The sequence below is a fragment of the Brevibacterium sp. RIT 803 genome, assembly GCF_016892625.1.
Classification (GTDB): Bacteria; Actinomycetota; Actinomycetes; order Actinomycetales; family Brevibacteriaceae; genus Brevibacterium.
The window spans coordinates 1161828-1181265 of sequence record NZ_JAFEMW010000001.1 but is presented as its reverse complement, the minus strand read 5'-3'; the positions used below and the strand labels follow the sequence as shown (position 1 = coordinate 1181265).

Annotated in this window: 18 protein-coding genes and 1 tRNA gene; 14 read left to right on the top strand and 5 right to left on the bottom strand. The window is 63.6% G+C overall.

Going from position 1 to position 19438, the window contains the following annotated elements:
* The first annotated feature begins 76 nt into the window (after positions 1-76).
* From JTF07_RS05380 to JTF07_RS05360, 5 genes are read left to right on the top strand one after another with little or no spacing between them, the layout of a single operon-like run.
* Complete coding sequence (locus JTF07_RS05380) at positions 77-850, top strand: GntR family transcriptional regulator (RefSeq protein ID WP_353843881.1); 774 nt, start codon at positions 77-79, stop codon at positions 848-850.
* Positions 847-2031, top strand: coding sequence for an anhydro-N-acetylmuramic acid kinase (locus JTF07_RS05375; RefSeq protein WP_204233219.1), 1185 nt, complete (start codon positions 847-849; stop codon positions 2029-2031). Before JTF07_RS05380 ends, JTF07_RS05375 begins: the two co-directional genes overlap by 4 nt.
* 49 nt (positions 2032-2080) lie before the next feature.
* Positions 2081-3586, top strand: a complete 1506-nt coding sequence (locus JTF07_RS05370) for a sodium:solute symporter (RefSeq protein WP_204233218.1) — start codon at positions 2081-2083, stop codon at positions 3584-3586.
* Positions 3586-4536, top strand: coding sequence for an N-acetylmuramic acid 6-phosphate etherase (murQ, locus tag JTF07_RS05365; RefSeq protein ID WP_204233217.1), 951 nt, complete (start codon positions 3586-3588; stop codon positions 4534-4536). Before JTF07_RS05370 ends, murQ begins: the two co-directional genes overlap by 1 nt.
* Positions 4533-5510, top strand: coding sequence for a BadF/BadG/BcrA/BcrD ATPase family protein (locus JTF07_RS05360; RefSeq protein ID WP_204233216.1), 978 nt, complete (start codon positions 4533-4535; stop codon positions 5508-5510). Before murQ ends, JTF07_RS05360 begins: the two co-directional genes overlap by 4 nt.
* Here the strand turns inward: JTF07_RS05360 and JTF07_RS05355 are convergent.
* Complete coding sequence (locus JTF07_RS05355) at positions 5407-6039, bottom strand: GNAT family N-acetyltransferase (protein WP_204233215.1); 633 nt, start codon at positions 6037-6039, stop codon at positions 5407-5409. The genes JTF07_RS05360 and JTF07_RS05355 overlap by 104 nt on opposite strands.
* 110 nt (positions 6040-6149) lie before the next feature.
* Between JTF07_RS05355 and JTF07_RS05350 the strand changes: the two genes are divergently transcribed.
* Together JTF07_RS05350 and JTF07_RS05345 are read left to right on the top strand one after the other, a co-directional pair.
* A complete protein-coding gene (locus JTF07_RS05350; RefSeq protein WP_204233214.1) occupies positions 6150-7934 on the top strand; it encodes a glycosyltransferase family 2 protein in 1785 nt (594 codons plus the stop codon).
* Positions 7935-8139: 205 nt separating this feature from the next.
* Positions 8140-9450, top strand: coding sequence for an FAD-dependent oxidoreductase (locus JTF07_RS05345; protein WP_204233213.1), 1311 nt, complete (start codon positions 8140-8142; stop codon positions 9448-9450).
* Here the strand turns inward: JTF07_RS05345 and JTF07_RS05340 are convergent.
* Complete coding sequence (locus JTF07_RS05340; protein ID WP_204233212.1) at positions 9447-10775, bottom strand: PH domain-containing protein; 1329 nt, start codon at positions 10773-10775, stop codon at positions 9447-9449. The genes JTF07_RS05345 and JTF07_RS05340 overlap by 4 nt on opposite strands.
* A 458-nt stretch (positions 10776-11233) precedes the next feature.
* Between JTF07_RS05340 and JTF07_RS05335 the strand changes: the two genes are divergently transcribed.
* Positions 11234-11485 carry a PspC domain-containing protein gene (locus JTF07_RS05335; protein WP_143920677.1) on the top strand — a complete coding sequence of 84 codons (252 nt, stop codon included), beginning with the start codon at positions 11234-11236 and terminating at the stop codon, positions 11483-11485.
* 272 nt (positions 11486-11757) lie between these two features.
* Here JTF07_RS05335 and JTF07_RS05330 read toward each other — a convergent pair.
* Both JTF07_RS05330 and JTF07_RS05325 read right to left on the bottom strand, forming a co-directional pair.
* A tRNA-Lys gene (locus JTF07_RS05330) sits at positions 11758-11830 on the bottom strand.
* A gap of 125 nt (positions 11831-11955) precedes the next feature.
* Complete coding sequence (locus JTF07_RS05325; protein WP_353843880.1) at positions 11956-12894, bottom strand: hypothetical protein; 939 nt, start codon at positions 12892-12894, stop codon at positions 11956-11958.
* A 195-nt stretch (positions 12895-13089) separates the two neighbouring features.
* Here JTF07_RS05325 and JTF07_RS05320 point away from each other — a divergent pair, with 195 nt between their 5' ends.
* The 3 genes from JTF07_RS05320 to JTF07_RS05310 all read left to right on the top strand — a co-directional run bounded on the left by JTF07_RS05320 (position 13090) and on the right by JTF07_RS05310 (position 15635).
* Positions 13090-13677 (top strand): hypothetical protein, encoded by a 588-nt coding sequence (locus JTF07_RS05320; RefSeq protein ID WP_252199305.1) that lies wholly within the window; start codon positions 13090-13092, stop codon positions 13675-13677.
* A gap of 278 nt (positions 13678-13955) precedes the next feature.
* The gene (locus JTF07_RS05315) at positions 13956-14621 is read left to right on the top strand and encodes a DUF47 domain-containing protein (protein WP_235344617.1); all 666 of its coding nucleotides are present in this window, start codon (positions 13956-13958) and stop codon (positions 14619-14621) included.
* Between the two features lie 3 nt (positions 14622-14624).
* Positions 14625-15635 carry an inorganic phosphate transporter gene (locus JTF07_RS05310; protein ID WP_204233211.1) on the top strand — a complete coding sequence of 337 codons (1011 nt, stop codon included), beginning with the start codon at positions 14625-14627 and terminating at the stop codon, positions 15633-15635.
* 4 nt (positions 15636-15639) lie between these two features.
* On the opposite strand, the gene JTF07_RS05305 is transcribed toward JTF07_RS05310, so the two are convergent.
* Positions 15640-16101 (bottom strand): DUF4383 domain-containing protein, encoded by a 462-nt coding sequence (locus tag JTF07_RS05305; RefSeq protein WP_204233210.1) that lies wholly within the window; start codon positions 16099-16101, stop codon positions 15640-15642.
* A gap of 149 nt (positions 16102-16250) precedes the next feature.
* On the opposite strand from JTF07_RS05305, the gene JTF07_RS20815 reads away from it, so the two are divergent.
* From JTF07_RS20815 to JTF07_RS05290, 3 genes are all read left to right on the top strand, one after another.
* Positions 16251-17552 (top strand): sensor histidine kinase, encoded by a 1302-nt coding sequence (locus JTF07_RS20815; RefSeq protein ID WP_204233209.1) that lies wholly within the window; start codon positions 16251-16253, stop codon positions 17550-17552.
* Positions 17549-18187 carry a response regulator gene (locus JTF07_RS05295; protein WP_204233208.1) on the top strand — a complete coding sequence of 213 codons (639 nt, stop codon included), beginning with the start codon at positions 17549-17551 and terminating at the stop codon, positions 18185-18187. Before JTF07_RS20815 ends, JTF07_RS05295 begins: the two co-directional genes overlap by 4 nt.
* 103 nt (positions 18188-18290) lie before the next feature.
* Complete coding sequence (locus JTF07_RS05290) at positions 18291-19403, top strand: hypothetical protein (protein ID WP_204233207.1); 1113 nt, start codon at positions 18291-18293, stop codon at positions 19401-19403.
* Positions 19404-19438: the final 35 nt, after the last annotated feature.

Genomic DNA, 19438 nt, shown 5'->3' with positions numbered 1-19438 from the left:
TTTCCCGGGACACGCGACACAGAAAGTCAGACCAGTGGTCTTGATTTTCTCGTGTGTCCTATGCCTCAATAGTCACGTGACTAAATTCCATTCGATTCGGGATCAGCTCCTCGACCGCCTTGAGTCAATGGCCGCCGGCGAGCAGTTCCCGCCCGAACGCCAGCTCGCCGAGGCGCTGGGCATCTCACGGATGACCCTGCGCCGAGCCATTGACGAACTGGTCGCCAAGGGCGTGGTGCGACGCCGCCACGGTGCCGGTGTATTCGCCCTCGGTCCCAAGCTCGATCAGCCCCTGGCTGCGAGCTCCTTCACCGAAGACATGCTCGCTCGCGGCATGCGCCCCGGATCTCGTGTACTCTCCTTCGACGTGACGAAGGCCGGAGCCCACATCGGGCGCAGGCTGCACATCGTCGAAAGCGCCGAGGTCATCACGATCCTGCGTCTGCGCCTCGCCGACGATGAGCCCCTCGCGCTCGAAGAGCTCCATATCCCCTCTGCCCTCGTTCCCGGACTGTGCGCTGAAGACCTTGAGAACAGTTCGTTCTACGAACTGCTGCGCTCGCGCTTCGACATCGCTCTCAACCACAGCGTGCAGACCATCGAACCGACCCTCCTCGACGCCGATGAGGCGAAGGTTCTCGGCGTCCCCGAACAGTCCCCGGCGCTGCTCTTCGAGCGCACCTCACGCGGGGCCGAGGGCATTCCCTTCGAATTCGTCCGCTCGGTCTACCGCGGCGACCGCTACAAGATCCGCACCGAACTCACCCTGCCCGACCAGCAGCCCGCCGCGGCTTCGCAGCCGAAGTCAGAGCAGTCCGCAGACGAACAGCCTCAAGGAGGCCGCTCATGATCATCGCCGGCCTCATGACAGGAACCTCCGCCGACGCCCTCGACGTTCTCCTCGCCGAATTCGCCTACGATCCGCAGAGCACCGAGGCCGACCTGAGAGTCCGCATCCTGGCCAGCCGGGAGCTCGAATTCGATCGCGAGCTGCGGGCCGACATCCTGCGCCTCCTCGAACCCCGCGACGTTCCCCTGTCCTTGGTCTCCAGCGTCGATGCTCACCTCGGACGGTTCAGCGCCGGGGCGGTGCAGCAGGTGTGCGCCGAAGCCGGAGTCGACTGCGATCTCGTCGTCTCCCACGGGCAGACGGTGCGCCACGACATCGCCGACGGTACCGTCACCTCGACCCTCCAGATCGGCCAACCCGCCTGGATCGCCGAGGCCACCGGTTCACCCGTCCTCTCCGACGTCCGTGCCCGCGACGTCGCCGCCGGTGGCCAGGGTGCCCCGCTCGTCGGGATCCTTGACAGACTCCTTGCCGGTGACGTCGAAACACCGACCGCGGTGCTCAACCTCGGCGGGATCGCCAACATCACAGTCCTCGCGCCCGAGAACGATCCGCTCGCCTTCGACACCGGTCCCGCCAATGCCCTCATCGATATCCTTGCCGGCAGGATCAGCGGCGGAGAAGACACGTTCGACCGTGACGGCACGTTGGCGGCACGGGGCCGCGTCGACGAGGAGCTGCTCACCGAGCTGCTGGCCGATCCGTACTACCGGCTTCCGGCGCCGAAGTCGACGGGCAAGGAACTCTTCCACACCGACTACCTCGACGGTTTCCTCGCCACGAGGACCCACCTCGGCGAGCATGATGCCATCGCCACTGTCACTCAACTGACCGCACGCACGGTTGCCGAGGCCTGTCGAGGACACGGCGTCACCCGGGTCATCGCCTCCGGTGGCGGAACGCGGAATCCGACGCTGATGCAGCGCCTGCGCACCGAGCTCGGCGATGCCGTCACTCTGACCAGCACCGATGAGGAATTCGGCCTCCCCGAGGGCGGCAAGGAAGCACTCCTCATGGCACTTCTGGGATGGCTGACCTGGAATGGGCTGGCCGGAACAGAACCGAGCCTCACCGGTGCCGGGCACCCGAGCATCGCTGGGAGACTGAGCCCGGGCAAAGGCTCACTGCGGCTGCCGGAACCGCTGCACCGAAGACCCACTCATCTGAGAATCCTGCACTGAAGCACACCTCTCGAAGCAACGCACACCCCTTGTACGAAGGAGACACACCATGCAGATCATCGACCTTCTGGTGATCATCGCCTACCTTGCCGCCACGGCGTGGTTGGGTCTGAAGCTCAGCGGAAAGCAGAAAGACCTCCAGGGCTACTTCCTGGGTAGCCGGAACATACCCTGGTGGGCGGTGTGTCTGTCCGTGGTCGCGACCGAGACCAGCGCGCTGACGGTGATCGGCATCCCGGTCATGAGCTACCTCGGCGACATCAACTATCTGCAGCTGGGGCTGGGCTACATCCTCGGCCGAGTCATCGTCGCTTTCTTCATGCTCCCGAAATACTACGACGGTGAGATGCTGACCGCGTACGCCTACCTGGGCAAACGCTTCGGCACCTCGACCCAGACGACTGCGGGTGTGACCTTCCTGTTCACCCGTCTCCTGGCCGACGGCATCAGGGTCCTCGCCGCAGCGATTCCCGTCAAGGTGATCCTCGACGGTCTGGGCATCCACACGAACTACTTCGTCATCATCGTCGTCCTCTCGCTGGTGACGATCGCCTACACCTTCATCGGCGGGATCAAGGCCGTGGTCTGGGTCGACGTGGCCCAGATGTGCCTCTACGTCGTCGGCGGTCTCCTCACCATCATCGTCATCACCGCGACCTTCGGCGGCGGCTGGGTGGCCGATGCCGCCGAGGCGGGCAAGCTCAATATGTTCATCTTCGAGGGCAATCCGATCTCGGCCCCAGACTCGTTCATTCCCTCGCTGCTCGGCGGTGCGGTCTTCGCCATGGCCTCGCACGGCTCAGACCAGCTCATCGTCCAGCGTCTCCTGTCCTGCAGGTCCAAGGTCGAGGCGCAGAAGGCACTCATCGTCTCGGGCATCGTCGTCTTCGTTCAGTTCGCGGTCTTCCTCGCAGTCGGCCTGGCACTGTGGGCCTATTACGACCACGCCCTGCCTGCTGACCTGGGGCTCAGCCGCGATGACGAGATCTTCCCGCTCTTCATCATCGAAGGTCTGCCGCCCGGCGTCTCGGGGCTGCTGCTGGCCGGCATCCTCGCAGCGGCCATGTCGACCCTGTCCTCGTCGCTGTCGGCTCTGTCCTCCTCGACGGTCAACGATGTCTACGCACGGCTGAAGAGGACGCCGATGACCGACGCCGAGGGCTTCAAGGTCGGGCGCTGGGCGACCATCGGCTGGGGAATCGCCTTCATCCTCCCGGCCACGGTCTTCCAATCCGATGAGGGCAACATCGTCATCCTCGCGTTGGGCGTCGCGGGCATCACCTACGGCGGGCTCCTGGGAGCGTTCGTCTTCGGCATCGTCAACAAGCGCGCCACAGCAGTCGATGCGAACATCACGTTCGCGCTGGCGGTCGCTGTCAACGCCTTCTTCTTCGTCATGGAGAAGTACGTCACCGGCGAGGTCTGGGTCGCCTGGCAGTGGTACCCGCTGCTCGGCGTCATCGTCATGGTCGGCGTCGGCGGGCTCCTGTCCCTGCGCCACCCGAAGACGCAGAATCGGAACACCGTCGCCGAGGTGGAAGGCAGCAACCGCTGATGACGCAGTCCCAACAGCCGTCGACCCAGCGCCCGCTGTCGCCGACGGAGCAGCGCAATCCCCGCAGCGAGGGACTCGACGAGCTCGACACCCTCGGCGTCCTGAAGGTGATGAACGGCGAGGACCAAGCCGTCCTCACCGCGGTCGCGAACGCCCTGCCGCAGTTGGCGGAACTCGTCGACATCGCGGCCGAGCGGATGCGCCGAGGAGGTGCGGTTCACTACTTCGGAGCCGGCACCTCCGGTCGCTTGGGAGTCCTCGACGCCAGCGAACTCCTGCCGACGTTCAATCTCGAACCAGGTCGCGTGGTCGGACACATCGCCGGCGGCCAGGCAGCACTGGTCAACGCTGTGGAGAACGCCGAGGACTCCGTCGATGACGGACGCAGAGTCGGGGCAGAGCTGGGCCCGAACGACGTGGCGATCGGAATCGCGGCGAGCGGTTCGACGCCCTATGTCCGCGGTGCGCTGGAGGCCGCCGGTGAGGAGGGCGCGCACACTGTGCTCATCTCGAACAACCCCGAGGCCCCCGTCGCCGAGGCGGCTGCTGACCATATCGTGCTCGACACCGGGCCCGAGGTGGTGACGGGGTCAACCCGCCTCAAAGCCGGCACAGCACAGAAGCTGACCCTCAATGGCTTCTCGACGGCATTGATGATCGCCCTCGGCCGCACCTGGCGCAACCTCATGGTCTCCGTCGTCGCCACCAATGACAAACTCCGGGAGCGGACCGTGCGTATCCTCTGCGAAGCTGCGGATCTCTCAGAGGCGAAGGCACGAGACCTCTTGGAGCGCTGCGGCGGCGAACTCAAGACAGCCCTGGTCGTCTCCTTCACTTCGGTGACCCCTTCGGCTGCGGCCAAGCACCTCGCGGACAATGACGGGTCAGTCAAAGCTGCGATCGCCGCAGGCACCGAGGGCGGAACTGCCTCGGAGCGCGAGACCACATGAGCGCCTTCGTCCTCGGGATCGACATCGGCGGCACCGGCAGTCGGGTCGCACTGGCGAAGGTCGATGCCACCCGGAACCTGACCGTCGTCGCGATCATGACCGGACCTGGGGTAGAGATCAGTGCCGCCGGCAGCAATGTTCTCGACATTGCCTCTGGCCTCATCGCCTCAGCGCAGGAGACGTGGGGCGAACGTCTCGACCAGATTGCCGGCATTGGAATCGGCGCTACTGGAATTGCCTCGTTGGCCGAAGACCCAGCGTCCGCGATCGCCGAGATCGCGGGCAGGGCAGGGGCCCCCGCTGCCGCGGCGATCGACGCGGTCACTGCTCATCTCGGGGCACTCTCAGGAAGGGGAGGCGCGGTCACCGTCTTGGGCACCGGGGCGATCTCGATTGCACATCCGGGGCCAGGCGAGCACGGAATCATGTCCCCGAATTGGACTCGAACCGATGGTTGGGGGCACTTGTTCGGAGATCGAGGGGGAGGAGCCTGGCTGGGGAGACGGTCTCTTGAACTCGCGCTGCGCACCCATGACGGGGTTGACCCGAGTGGGCGCTCACTGCTCGAGTCCGCGACCCGGCTCTTCGGCTCACCAGGCACCTGGCCGTCTCAGTTCTACACTCGCGACAATAGAGCAGGGTTGCTTGCGGACTTCGCTGTCGAGGTCGCTGCACTCTCAGACTCCGGCGACGCCGTTGCCGCTGGACTGCTTCGTGAGGCTGGTGTCGAAGCTGCTCGCAGTGCTCTCGCCGCAGCGAAGAGCTTCAACAGTCCACTGTGCATCGCACTCACCGGGGGACTGGTCCGGGCTGGTGAAGCACTCGTCTCCGGGTTCAGAGAAGAGGCCGCTCGTCTCCATGCCGGTGTCATCATCGAGGAGGCCGCCGGTGATCCGTTGGCCGGATCTGTGAGGCTTGGCATTCTGGCTGCGCAAGGGAAGCTTCGCGCCCAGAACTCTGTGCTGTGGCTGTGAAATTCTGCAGCCGTGTGAGGCACTCAGCCTCTGCCGGGTCTCTGACCATCCGAAGTTCACGCACTCCGTCGTATTCATCTGTTTCTACGGCACCGTCGAAATCGAAGCCGTTTCTTCGGTAGAAGGCTTGAGCACGCGGATTCGGGTCGGCCACCCACAGAGAAGTTCGCTCTTCGGGACCGACGACAGCGTCAAGAAGCTGTTGTCCGATGCCCGAGCCGTGGACAGCAGCATATGTGTAGAGGACGAACAGCTGTCGCTCACCGGGACGATCTTCAGCTGCGGACGGGCCTGACAAGGCGATTCCGACTATGGCGCCGTCCTGGTCGGCGATCGCCGAGATATGGTCCGGATGATTCTCAGGCGTGATGAGCGAACACCACATCTTCCTGCGCTTGCCCATCATTTCAGGGGAATCGAGCAGCTCATCGGGCATGAGTCCGCGATAGGTCTCTCGCCAGGCCTCAACATGGACCTGTGCCACCGCCTCGACGTCGTCGATGACGGGAGGTCGAATCGCGAAGGACATACGACGAGGCTACAGCAGGCATGCGGGAGCCCCTGTTGCGCACCGAATGTTCATCTGGCCGGCATCCCAGGACCAACCGCTGGTCAGGATCCTCAACCAGGATCGACTCTGTGAGATTGAATCGCGAATCGCCCTCGGCAGCCGTCTATTCCGCTGTGGCTTCACCACCATCGGCAACCGACTTGCCTCAGGCAACCGCCTCACCTTCGGCTGGTCAAGCACCGTCGTCGGTCGACTCCCTGCCGGCGACCGATCCGGTATCGGCCGAACTCGAACTTCCCACCGGGCCGCGCACGCGGGCCTATCGGTTCTTCGAAGCGCTGCCGGCGATCGTCAGCTTCTCCGCCATCGGACTGGTGTTCATCCTGCCGTTCATCAACGCGATGGCTGGGGCGGTCTATGTGCTCATCGTCGTCGGTCTGACGCTGATACGAGCGATGCGCGGTGCGGTCGACGTCTCACGCGGCTTCGTGCGATACCGGCGCAGCTCTCGGGTTGACTGGGGGGCCAGACTGCTCGACATCGAACGGGCGATGGATGGGCTCCCGCCGCGACCGTATCCCTGGACGGGGTTTCAGGCCAAGGAGCATGCCGCGTCCATTGTCCGTGTGCGTGAGTTCCCGGGCGCGGTGGCGCGCCCTTCGACACTGCTCCATGCTGTCGTCGTCGCGGCCTACAACGAACCCTATGAGGTGGTCGCCGACGGAATCCGATCGCTCCTGCACACCTCGACCTCACCATCGAAGATCGTCGTGTTCTTCGCCTATGAGGAACGCGGCGGCCCACAGATGGCTGCGACAGCACGACGTCTGGCAGCCGAGTACGGTGACGGATTCGCAGCGTTCGTCCTCGTCGAACATCCAACTGGGATCCCGGGAGAGATCGCAGGAAAGGGAGCGAACATCACCTATGCGGGGCACAGACTGGCTCATTGGGTGAAGGCCAACGGCATCGATCCGGAGTCGGTCCTCGTCACCAGTCTCGATTGCGACAACACACCCCATGAGGCGTATTTCGACTCCGTCGCATACGAATACGCGCTCGCTCCCGATCGCTCCCACCTCTCGTTCCAACCCATCAGCCTGTACATCACGAACATCTGGGAGGCGCCCGCGCCGTCGCGTGTCGTCGCGAGCGCGAACTGCTTCTGGAATCTCACCACAACGGTGCGTCCTCTCGCGCTGCGCAATTTCGCCTCTCACACGCAGCCGCTGACCGCTCTCATCGACATGGGGTTCTGGTCGACACGGACCATCGTCGAGGACGGCCATCAGTATTGGCGCAGCTGGTTCCATTTCGATGGAGACTATCGCGTCGTTCCCATCCATGTCCCGATCTATCAGGACGCAGTGCTCGCCGGCGGATTCAGGGACACGATGGTCGCACAGTTCAAGCAGCTCAGCCGATGGTCCTATGGCGCCAGCGATGTGCCCTATGTGGGGGTGAGAGTGTTCGCCGGTGATGCTCGGACACCGTTCTGGCCAGGAGTCCTGCGCTTCTTCTCCCTCCTCGAGGGTCATGTCAGTCTGGCCTCGATCTCCGTCATCATCGCCGTCGGCGGGTGGATCCCCTTTGTCGTTGCGTCACAGACCGGCCAGGTCACCAGTCTCATCGAGCGGATGCCGATGACGGTTGGTCTGGTGCAGCAGGTCAGCATGATCGCCCTCATCGCATCCATCCTCGTCTTCAAGTCGCTGTTGCCGCCTCGTCCGGTTCATGTTCCGCAGGTACGGCGTCTGACCATCTGGCTGCAGTGGCTGCTCTATCCGCTGACTCTGCTCATCTTCAACTCATCGACGGCGCTGCACTCACAATGGCGTCTGCTCACCGGTCGCTACCGTGAACGCTTCGATGTCACTGAAAAGGTCTCCGGCACTTCCCGCAGAACGGTGTGAGAGACGACTCTCGCCCGCGGTCGACTCTCGCCCGCGGTCGACTCTCGCCCGCGGTCAGTTCTTAACTTCGCAGCCACCGGTGATCCGAACACACTTCGCAGCCACCGGTGCTGAGTCTGGCCGCATCATGTCTTTCGACTCGCCCGTGGACTAGCATCGACTCTGTGCCCGCAATGCTGAGGAACACAATGCTGAGGAGCGTGTCATGACAGACGCCGCGCACGACCAGTTCGATGTCGAATACGACTGCATCATCTCCGGAGGTGGGCCCGCCGGAATCGTCGCCGGGCTGCTCCTGGCACGCGGAGGCGTCAGCGTTGTGGTGCTGGAGAAGCACACTGACTTCTTCAGAGATTTCCGCGGTGACACCATCCACCCGTCAACGCTGCGGCTCCTCGACGAGCTCGGACTCTACAACGAGTTCGCGCAGATCGCTCACCGCAGGGTGACCAATATCAGTCTTGTCGGCGATGACGGTCGGGATTACATCCTCGGCGACCTGTCCAGACTGAACACAGCGCATCCGTTCATGACGCTCGCACCACAGTGGGACTTCCTCAATCTGCTGGCAAAGGCGGGGGAGGCTGAACCTGGTTTCGATCTGCGGACGGGAGTCGAGATGACCTCATTGGTCTGGGACGACGACAGGGTCGTCGGCGTCCGCGCACAGACTTCCGAAGGTGAGACCGAGTTGCGCGCACCACTCGTCGTCGCTGCCGACGGACGCTGGTCGAAGGCCCGGGACGAGGCGCAGCTGTCGATGCGGGAGCTGCGGTCCACGATCGACGTATGGTGGTTCCGGATCGACACCCAGGCGCAGCTGACCGAATCTATTGCTCCCCGAGCCAAGGGCGGCAATGTGTTCGTCGCGATTCCGCGCGACGGGCACGTCCAGATGGCTCGTCTCATCCCGAAGGGTGAGGACGCACGCTTCCGTGAGCGGGGGATCGAGTCTCTTCGTCGTGCGGTCGCAGAGACATTCCCTGCGCTGGCAGACGATGTCGGAGCACTCCAGCTTGATGACGTGAAACTCCTCGATGTGCGCCGCAACGAAGCCAAACGCTGGTTCATCGACGGGCTGCTGTGCATCGGCGACTCCGTCCATGCCATGAGTCCGTTGGGCGGAGTCGGCGTCAACCTGGCGGTTCAGGACGGTGTGGCCACGGCTCGTCTTCTGGCCGAGGCCCTGCGTTCAGGGAGTGTGTCCACCCGCGATCTCAAACGGGTCCAGCGCCGACGATTGCTGACGACGAAGGCCGTCGAGCTGCTGCAGGGCGGCATTCACCGGATGATCGAGCCGGTCGTCCACAACGGCGGAGTCATCCGCCCGCCAGTACCGATCCTGTGGCTGCTGAAGACGTTCCCCGCGCTGACTGTGATTCCGGCGCACATCCTCGGCTTGGGCGTCACCCCCGAACATGCTCCGGAGTTCGCTCGACGTACAGTCGATGGCATCGACCGGAAGGCAGAGGGTCGGAGGGCGGAGGGCCGGAGCCGGACCGCGCAGGAAGCCTAGTCCCGGTACCGACGCTGCCGCGCCAGCAGTGTGGTCAGTTGGTGACACTCTGCTTCGGTCATCGAATCCAGACCGAAGCGGGCATCGGCGACGATCTGACTGGCTCGATCGGTCAGTGCCCGACCTCGCGGTGTGATCTCGGCGAAGACTTCACCGTCGTCACCGGGCTCCATGACTCTTTCGATCAGCCCATTGTCTTCGAGCCACCTGACCGATGAGAAGGACGAGCTGGCTTCAACTTGCAGCTGGTCCGTGAGCTCGACCAGAGGGAGTGCGCCCTGCTGGTCGAAGAACAGGAGGAGCAGCACCTCGTAGCGGGCATAGGTCAGACCCAAGGGACGAAGCTTCTCGTCGAGGTCGGAGATGAGACGTCGGTGAGCACGCATCAGCTCCGTCGCCGTCTGCATGCGGTCGCGTTCGGGCCACCGCAGCTCCCATGAGCTTGCAGCCCTGGCAACAGGGTCGTTCAACGCAGGCAGTGCGCTGCCGATTCTGAATTCCTCGGACTTGCTGAAGCCGTGGCCGGTATCGAGCTCCATGGTCGACCACTCTCCGGTGTCCACGTCAGGACCTGCCCCAGTGCGCACGGTCGAGTGACCATCGGTTCTCGCTCCCGCATTGAAACGAGGCTCACTGTCGACAACAGCTGGCTCAGGGTGTGGTTCGAGGCCGTCGCCGCGGTCGTAGTCGTATTCGTAGCCGTAGGCATCGTCGGAATCGGAGCCACCCTCGACATCGGCGTGGAGGTCCGCGTCTGTCTCCAGGTCAGTATCCGGTTCCTCAGCGTCATCCTCCTTGTTCTTGTCATTGAAGGATTTGATGGCTGAACGCAGTCCGGAGCGCTGAATCACCGTCTGGATGGTGAGGTCCCTTTCGTCCGGTCGTCCGACAAAACGGATATCGCGCAGGCCCTGGTCCTGAGCGGCTGACTCGAAGACGAAATGCCCGTATCTGAAGATCCGACCCATGAGCGGTTTGTGCACCGAGATGTCGAGAATACGCGACATCGGCATCGTCGCCTTGTGCTGGGTGAAGAGCCCGTGGATTCTGAACACCCGCATGTTCGTGATGACGAACCGGTCCATATGCACGAACAGTGCACGGTAGACGCCGAACAGGGCAATGGCGGCGCCGATGCCAAGCGGGATCGGGGCGAAGTCAACTGGGACCGCGAAGCTGATGGCTGCGACGGCCAATCCAAGCGCAATGATGAGCGAGGGGGCGACGAAGGCGAGGAAATGGCGACGTACTTCGTCGACAATGAGCTCACCTTCTTCGGCGATGAGGTGATTTTCGACCCTCGGATCGATCAGTCCCCTGAACACGTCAGGCTGCTTCCGGCGCGATTACGAGGACAGAGTAGTGAAGAAAGTGACCAATGAGCCGACACCGGTTCCCACTGCCTCGAACGCGTTCCGCACTGCATCGGCTGAATCTTCTGGCCGACTGAACAGATAGAACGCCACAAATATGACGACGAGCGTGAGGACGGCCTTTTTTACCCACTTCACAATGGACTCCTCTTTGCCGCGTCGCTGGGAAGGCGGATGCGGACAATTGGTTGCACAACCCGTTAATCGTAACCGCCCTTGCTGGGTGCCTCGGAGTAGGCGCGCCCAAAACCTGTGATCGTCATCTCATATACCGAGAATTGCAATCACATCGCCGCCGAGGTGACCGTTCCCCTGCCAGCGCCCCCTCGGATGCCATTCCGGTTTCCCTCAGTCCGGTTAGACGGTCAGCACCCCTGTGCAGGCAGCGAAATCTGCGTACTGTTGAGGGTATGAGAAAACTATTTGATTCCATTCGCAAAGTTGGTTTCCGTCGCGGTCCTGACCGGATTCTCGGCGGTATTGCCGCCGGTCTCGCCGAGGCCACAGGGATGAACGTGTGGCTGATGCGCCTGCTGGTCCTCATCTCGTTCCTGCTTCCGGTCCTGGGGATCGGCGCCTATCTCGTCGCCTGGGTCCTCACCCCATGGCAGGACGGAAGTATTCCAGTTGAGCAGGCGTTCGGCGGCCGCCTTGAACGGTAAGTGAACATTTGGTGTCGGCAGCTTCACGTCCGATTCGCTGACTCGATGGTAAAATTCCGGGCTGATCCATGCAGCGGTGTCTGACCTCGTGCGACCGACCAGTCCTGGACTCGAGCTCATCTGCCTGGGCGCCGCGCGCCGGGAGCCGGAGTTCGCGCAGAGGATTTCACGCCAGAGATCTGCTGGACCGCAGAAGATCTCATCCGACTGAGAGAAGCGAAAGCCCCGCAATCCCTGATGTCTACTGGGATTGCGGGGCTTTCGCATGTGGGTGGGCCCCGTGGGGATCGAACCCACGACCCACGGATTAAAAGTCCGTTGCTCTACCAACTGAGCTAGAGGCCCCGCCCCAACTCAGCCGCGTGGACAAGCGTCACACCGGAGTTGTTGGAGACTCAATAATATTAGAGGTAAGGAGCCCGAATACTCAAACCGGTTAGCGGTGGCAACCGGTCGGCTTCACCCGCTGATCACTTTCCGAGTTCAGGGCGCTCGTCACCGGTGTCGGTGCGCGGGAGAGCATCCGGTGCGGTGGGATCCTCATCGGCCGCCTCGTCGATGACATCGGACTCAATGGCCTTGTTCTTCTTGATCGTGCCGCGCAGAGCCGCGATGTTCTTCAGGCCTGCCAGCAGCTTGCGATCCTTCTTCGGAGCGACATACTCAGGATCGGTCTCCAGCGGGAAGATCGTAGGCGCGGCGCCGAAGGCCTCGGTCGACTCATTGGCGACCTTGCGGGCCATCTGAGCGTTGACCACGCCGCCGATGATCGCGCCGATGCCGAAGGGCAGCAGGCGACCGACCAGCGAGCCACCGGCACGAGCGGCGAACTTGCGGATGAAGGTCTTGCGCAGCTTCCGCACCAGCAGGTCGACGACCGGGGCAGGGAGCTGCTTCGTCACGGTAGAGCCCCAGTTGCCGAACATCGACTCCGAGCCGCCGGACTGCTTGCTGAACTTCTGGACGAGGTTCTTTCCGTCCTTGCCGAGCATGAGCCCCAGCACCAGCGCATTCGCGCGTTTGGAGTCCTGAACCGGAAGGCCGTGGATCTCCGAGATCGCCTGTGCGAACAGTGCCGTGCCTTCGAGGAATCCGGCGGTCTCAGCGGTGGCCACACCGAGTGCAGCTGTCGTGCCGAGTCCCGGGACTGCAGCGGTGGCACCGACCGCAGCGCCACCCGAAGTGGTCAGCGCGAGGTAATGCCGGCGAATGATCTTGATGAGCTCTTCCGGAGTCGCATCCGGATTCCGGCGACGCAGGCTGCGCACATAGGCAAGGGCCACTGGGCGCTGGACCGACAGAAGCTTCGACAGCATCGACTGGGCGCGGGGGTTGAGGGACCCGTCCTCGTTGACAGCGAATTTCGCCGCCTTGTCCAGGCCCTTCTTCGCCACTGATGATTTTGCCACGGGAGTTCCTCCTCGTTGTCTGCACTCGCGACCTGCTGGTCGCAGGCCCGAATTTGTCACCAGTTTAGTAGTTGCCACTGTGAACCTGACGAATGAATCCTGACCGGGAGACGAAAGCCTGGTCTGACCGGCGGGAGGCGAAAGCCCGTACATGGTGGAGCGCCGGTCAGATCAGGGGACTAGAATGCTCTGACGATGACACAGCCACGCTTTCACCGCCCGATACCCCTGGCCGATCCCGATTCGGTCAGTGCCTCGAATGACCCAGTGACCAGATCAGAGACCTCTCACGCGACCGCCGCACTTCTGCTCGGAGACTCGCTCGGACGGCGCGATGAGGCCGCGACGAAGCGGTTCGTGGAGTTGGCCGACGACATCGGTCTCGAAGTCATCGCCGAGATGTGGTCTGCTGCACCTGCCGTCTCAGCGCCGGGAGCGCTTTGGCGTCTGTATGCACTGCGTGAATGGATCCTCACCGCTCCGCGTGAGCTTGCCGACATGTTCTCCGCCGGGCAGCGCAGGATGACCGACGGCCTCGGACTCGATGAGATCCTTGCCGGCGTCGAGCTTCCCGCGGGCCCCGACGAGGTTGCCCGTGCCATTGATGAGATCCTCGCTGGAGCCTTCCGCGGGGACGTCGTCATCGCCCTCCTCCGGGCCGCAGCGTTCGTCGGCATGTGTGCCGAAGGCACCGACAGCTCCGAGACCGCCACGCGGCTGCGCCAGTTCGCGAAGGACCTCAAAGACGCCGCCATCTCCCACCGTCACGGCGGACTGGACTGACAGTCTCACCTCCTGACTGACGTTCCGGCCGCCTCGCTGATACGAGGGCTCGTCCTCCGAGATGGAACTGGGCCACGTACGCAGACTGTGAGATTTTCAACTCTCGTTCACCCGCCTCGGCGGTGGACTCATGAGCGTGAGCGAGTATCGTTGTGGGTGGCCTTCGTGGCCACCGGACGCTGGATCTGAAGCCCCGGGCTCCAAATTCAGCCGCTTCGAGCGGCCTACCGCCGAGAGGCGCTCTCGGTTCAGCGTCCGGCACATACAATTGAAGCAACATGCACATTCGTCCGGCTCGACCGGGCCCCGGGCAGGAGGAACGCATGCGGCTCAAACGAGTACCGCAGGACACTGTCTTCTACGAACGCCTGTCCGATCTGGTCGGGCAGATGCGGCAGTGCAACCTGGTGCTTGCCGAACTCTCCGGCATCGAAGTCAGCGAACGACGGCAGGTCGCAGACCGCCTCCGCGAGATCGGCGATCAAGCCGATGAGGACATGGGAGCCGTGCTCCGCGCGCTGCGCGAGAACTACATCACCCCGTTCGACCGCAATGACCTCTACCTGCTCGGTCATCACATGCGCGACATCTGCCACCTTCTCCACGGTGCCGGATTCGTCCTCGCCTCGGAGGCCTTCGACGAACTGCCTTCCGGTGTCCTCGAGACCCTCGCGGTCCTGTCCAACCAGACCGACCACACCTCGCGGATGGTCACTCGGCTGCCGGGCAAGCTCGATCAGTGGGACTACGTCGACTCCATCAACCGCCTCACCTACCAAGTCGAGGCCCTGCAATGGCGGATGTCTGACGCCGTGCCGAACTCGAAGCGCGGCCTGACGTACATGGCCGCGGTCTCCCAGTTGGGGCAGGCTTTCGTGCGTGCCGCATACGGCTTCACCGAGCTGGGCAAGGTCGTCGCCGCCATCGCGATCAAGGAATCGTAGTCCGTGGAGCTGCTCTTGGCGGGAGTCATCGTCACCGCGGTGATCTTCGCCGGTTCGAACGGTTTCCATGATGCTGCGCTGACGATCGGCAACGCCGTCGTCGGACGCTCCATCAACGCACGGTGGGCCCTGGGCCTAGCCGTCGTCTTCAACTTCATCGGCGCACTCTTGGGTGAGGGAATCGCCTCAGTCGTGGCCAACCAGATCGTCCACTTCGACGGCGACCCCGAGGTCATCCTCACCTCCCTGATCATCGCCTTCGTCGCCGCAACGGCGTGGAGTCTGTTCACCTACTACCTCGCGCTGCCTGTGTCCTCCACGCACTGCCTCATCGGCGGTCTCCTGGGTGCTGGGATCGTGCTGGGGTTCTCAGTCAACTCCGCCGAGGCGGTCAACTCGGTGATCCTGCCCCTCGTGATCTCACCGATCCTCGGATTCGTGCTCTCTTGGGGCCTGACAGCTCTGCTGTCGAAGACCTTTGCCGCTTCACCGCCCAAACCGCTCTTCCGCGGTGCGCGCATGGTCGACTCGGTGCTCACCGCCTCGCTGTCACTGGTCCACGGCATTCAGGACGCACAGAAGATCGCGGCCCTGGTCATGGTCGGGCTCCTCGCCGTGGACGCCAACCCGTACACCGAGCTCTCCGTCGTCGAGATCTCCTGGCCGGTGCGGCTGATCATCGCCGGAGCGCTGGCGCTCGGCACCGGCCTGAGCGGGTGGAGAGTCGTCCGCACACTGTCGGTCCGCATGGCCGGTCTCGACCCGCTGAAGTCCGCGACAGCAGATGCCACCGCCACGGTGCTCATGTACACGGCGGCGCTCATCATGCGGGTGCCGGTGTCGCTGACCTTCATCCTCGGATCTGCCATTCTCGGAACCCAGTTCGCCGGACGTCAGGGTCGCGCCCGGGCCCGCTTCATCGTTCCCATCGCCGGAGTCTGGGTGCTGACCATTCCCGCGGCCGCGGCGTTGGCGATCTGCATCGGCCTGGTGGTCAGGATCTTCACCGGCTGAGACGTCACCGCTGTGCGGCAGTGTGAGCCTTCCGACCGAAGACGATCCCTGTCGTGATCATGGCTGCTGCGAGGACGAAGTGCAGCCAGTTGTCAGCGGTGTTGAGCGGAACGAAGTTTCCCATGGACTCCATCGGAACAATGAGGCCGTAGATCCACAGCACGGCGTAGATGATGCCTCCGACGATGAGGTAGGTCTTGGCCAGTCGGCGTGACTTGAGCCCGAGCAGGCCGACGACGCCGAAAAGCAGATGGACGATGTTGTGCAGCACCGAGACCTGGAAGATCCCCAACAGCGCGGCTTGCGAATGATGCCCGGCGAACATCATCGTGTCCAAGTCCTTGGTGATGCCCGGGACGAAGCCCAGGATGCCCACCAGGAGGAACACGGCCCCGAAGATGCCTGAGACGATCTGGACGCTGGTGCGGCCAGTGTGAGCTGATGATGAAACTGTGTGAGTGCTCATGACGATCCTTTCGAAGACTTTCGTCGTACATCATCTGATTCGGAGCGGATTGTGGCGTGGATGGGTTCGGTCGAGTCTTTTCTGCCGTGGCTTTCGAATGCACCCGGTATTCCGGGCTGATCGGGTGCCGCGACGGTAGTCTGGTGACGGTGAAGGTTCGCGTAGCAAAGTTGTGGCGCAGGCTGCTGGTCCTGCTGATCGGCGGCGTCATCGCCGTGCCCTACGCGGCGGTCGTGATCTGGATCGTGACTGCCTCGAACCAGGTCGGCAACCGCGCCGAGTCGCTGACCATCATCGTCGTCGGAATCATCGCTTTCGCGCTGCTGTGCATTCCAGCATTCCTCGCCGTCATCCGCGCCCTCGAACGCACACTGGCCGAGCAGCTGCTCGAACTGAGCATCCCCATCCCGCCGAGGCGGCCCCGACCGGCCGATCGACTGCGCGGTGCCCTGTTCTACTTCGGTCACACCTTCGCCGGCGCACTGCTTCTATTCACGATCGTCGTCCTCATCCCCGCCGCCATCGTTCTCGTCGGTGACCCCGGGCAGGCTCACGAACTCTCCAGCGGTCTGATCGGAACCGCGACGAGCCCTGCAGCCACCGTGCTGCCCGCAGGGCTGATCCAAGCCCTCGCCGTGGGAATCCTGCTGATGTGCATCATCAGCATCGTCGTGGAGGGATACTTCCTGCCGAACTATGCGCTCATTCTCCTCGGCCCGTCGGCGGCCGACCGCGCGGAGCTCGCTGGCCGCGAGCGGGCCCGCCGGTTCCGCCGCACGGTGCTTGCCCGCGAGGTCCACGACTCGATCGGCCACGCACTGACCGTGACGACGATGCAGGCAGCAGTCGCCAAGCGCGCACTGCAGACCGACCCCACCGTCGCCGAGGCGGCAGTCGACGAAATCGCCCGCACCGGACGTGAGGCGGTGGCCGAGTTGGACCACGTTCTCGCGCTGCTCCGCACGGAGGCCGATCTGGAGGCAGATGATGACTCCGTCATCAGTGCGGAAACGGCACAACCACCTCGGCGAGCGATCGAGGATTTCGAGGTCCTGGCCGAGGAGGCGAGATCAGTGGGGCACCCGACTCAATTGAGAACCCGCGGCGACCTGGGGTCAATGCCGTCAGCCGTGGCGCACGAGCTGCATCGGATCATGCGGGAGGCTCTGACGAACTCGCTTCGCCATGCCTCAGACCCGGGGGCCTCGGTGTCGATCAGCGTCGATGCGAGATTCGTGACGTTGACGGTGAGCAACGCCTGCGTGGTGAGCACCAGCGGTGCGAGGAGCAATGCGGGTGCAGGCCGTGGACTGCAGGGGATCAGGGAGCGTGTTGAGCTCTTCGGCGGGGAAGTTCGGTGGACTGCAGATGGTGGCTCGTGGACGCTTGAGGCCGTGCTGCCGACAGACAGCGGCACTGTACGAGTTGCGAACGAGGAGAGACAGACATGAGCATCAGGGTGGTCCTCATCGATGACGAGCCGTTGGTCCGTGCCGGGCTCGCGGCGATCATCGACTCGGACATCGGACTCGAAGTGGTCGGCGAAGCCGGCGATGGTGTCGACGCCATCGACCTCGTCCAGCGAACGCAGCCCGATATCGTCATCATGGACGTGCGTATGCCGCAGCTCAACGGACTCGAAGCGACTCGGTTGCTCGTCGCGCGGCAGGACCCTCCACGTGTGCTCATCCTGACCACCTTCGACAGCGACGACTACGTCTTCGAAGCGCTGCGTGCCGGTGCCGATGGCTTCGTCCTCAAGCGGGCCCAGCCGGAGGAACTCCTCCGCGCCGTGTACGTCGTGGCCGGTGGGGAAGTGCTCCTGTATCCGCAGAAGGTGCGTGAGATGGCGGCTCAGGCGGGGAGGCGCGAAGACCTGGCCGGTGTTGCCCAGCTGAGCAGTCGCGAGCAGGAGGTGCTCTCACTCATGGCGCGCGGCCTGAGCAATGTCGAGATCGCCGGTGAATTGTTCCTCGGCAGTGAGACGGTCAAGACCTATGTCAGCTCGCTGCTCGGCAAGCTCGGCGCCAGGGACAGGACCCAAGCCGTCATCAGAGCCTTCGAATCGGGATTCATCACCCTCTGAGGGGCATGCTTCACCCTCTGAGGGGCATGCTTCACCCTCTGAGGGATGCCGTTCACCCGTTCGGGGGAGCCTGCCGAGACGGCTTCGGCGCGAGTGTTGAAGCATGAAGACAACACAGAGCTGTACACAGTCAGAACATCCATCTCAATCGACGCACGCACTCGATCTGGGTGTCACTATGCTCGGCCTGAGCGCGGTCTGGTCACTGACCATGCTGGTCGTCTCCGTGCTGTGGGGGAGCGGACTGCTCGTCTCTCCGTTCGGTCATGCGGAACCGGGTGAGTACAGCACACTGCTGGACTATCTCTCCATCCCTGCTGGAGCAGCACTGGTCGGGTCCTGTGCGCTGCTGAGCCTGACCCTCGCATCGGCCCTCCTGACCCTGCCACGACTGCGCGGCAGAGCCGTCGCAGCAGTTGGAGGCTTCGCGGTCTTCCTCGCCCTCGTCACCACCCTGGTCTTCACCGACACCTTGGTGTTGGCATACCTCGGCTACACATTGAGCCTGCAGTTCCCGCCGATTCCCATCGCCGTGCTCTGGCAGGGATTCATGCTGCTCGGCCCGGGGCTGTGGGCGGCGGTGTGGGCATCGCTGGAGGGCCGCCGGCGACGCAGCCGGGCAGACGCCGATGGTGCGGCCATGGACGCTTCTGTCGGCGATGCCTGTGTCGGCGATGCCTCCGCCGCGGGGGCGACCTCTGCGAAGGCTGCCGAAGATCACCGGCCCGTCCAGGTCAGTGCCAAGATCGCCGTCGGCGTGGCCGTGGCGGTTCCCGTCATTTATGCATCCACTCGTATTCTGTGGGCACTGGGTATCCCGTTCGGGCTCAGCTCCGAGTTCTATTCCGCAGGCCTCCAGGTCGGGATGTGGCATTCAGGTCTCGCCTTGGCGATCGCCGGACTGGCCGGAGCACTGCTGACCCTGGGGCTGGTGCAGAAATGGGGAGAGAGGTTTCCGCGCTGGACAGGGCCGCTGGCAGGACGACGTGTGCCCATCCTCCTCGCCACGATTCCCGCCGGCATCGTCACATTGGCGATGTTCACCGGAGGCATGGGCATGATCCATTCGGTCCTGCTCAACGGTGTCAGCATCAATGGCAACTGGGTGACGATCGGCCCGACTCTCCTGTTCCCGCTGTGGGCTCTGGCACTCGGCTGGGCCACCTATGCTTACCGTGCCAGACGACTTGATGCCCGCGCTTCCAGGCGGCAGTGACAGGTCGTTTCAGCATGCGCTGCTGGTGGGATCGG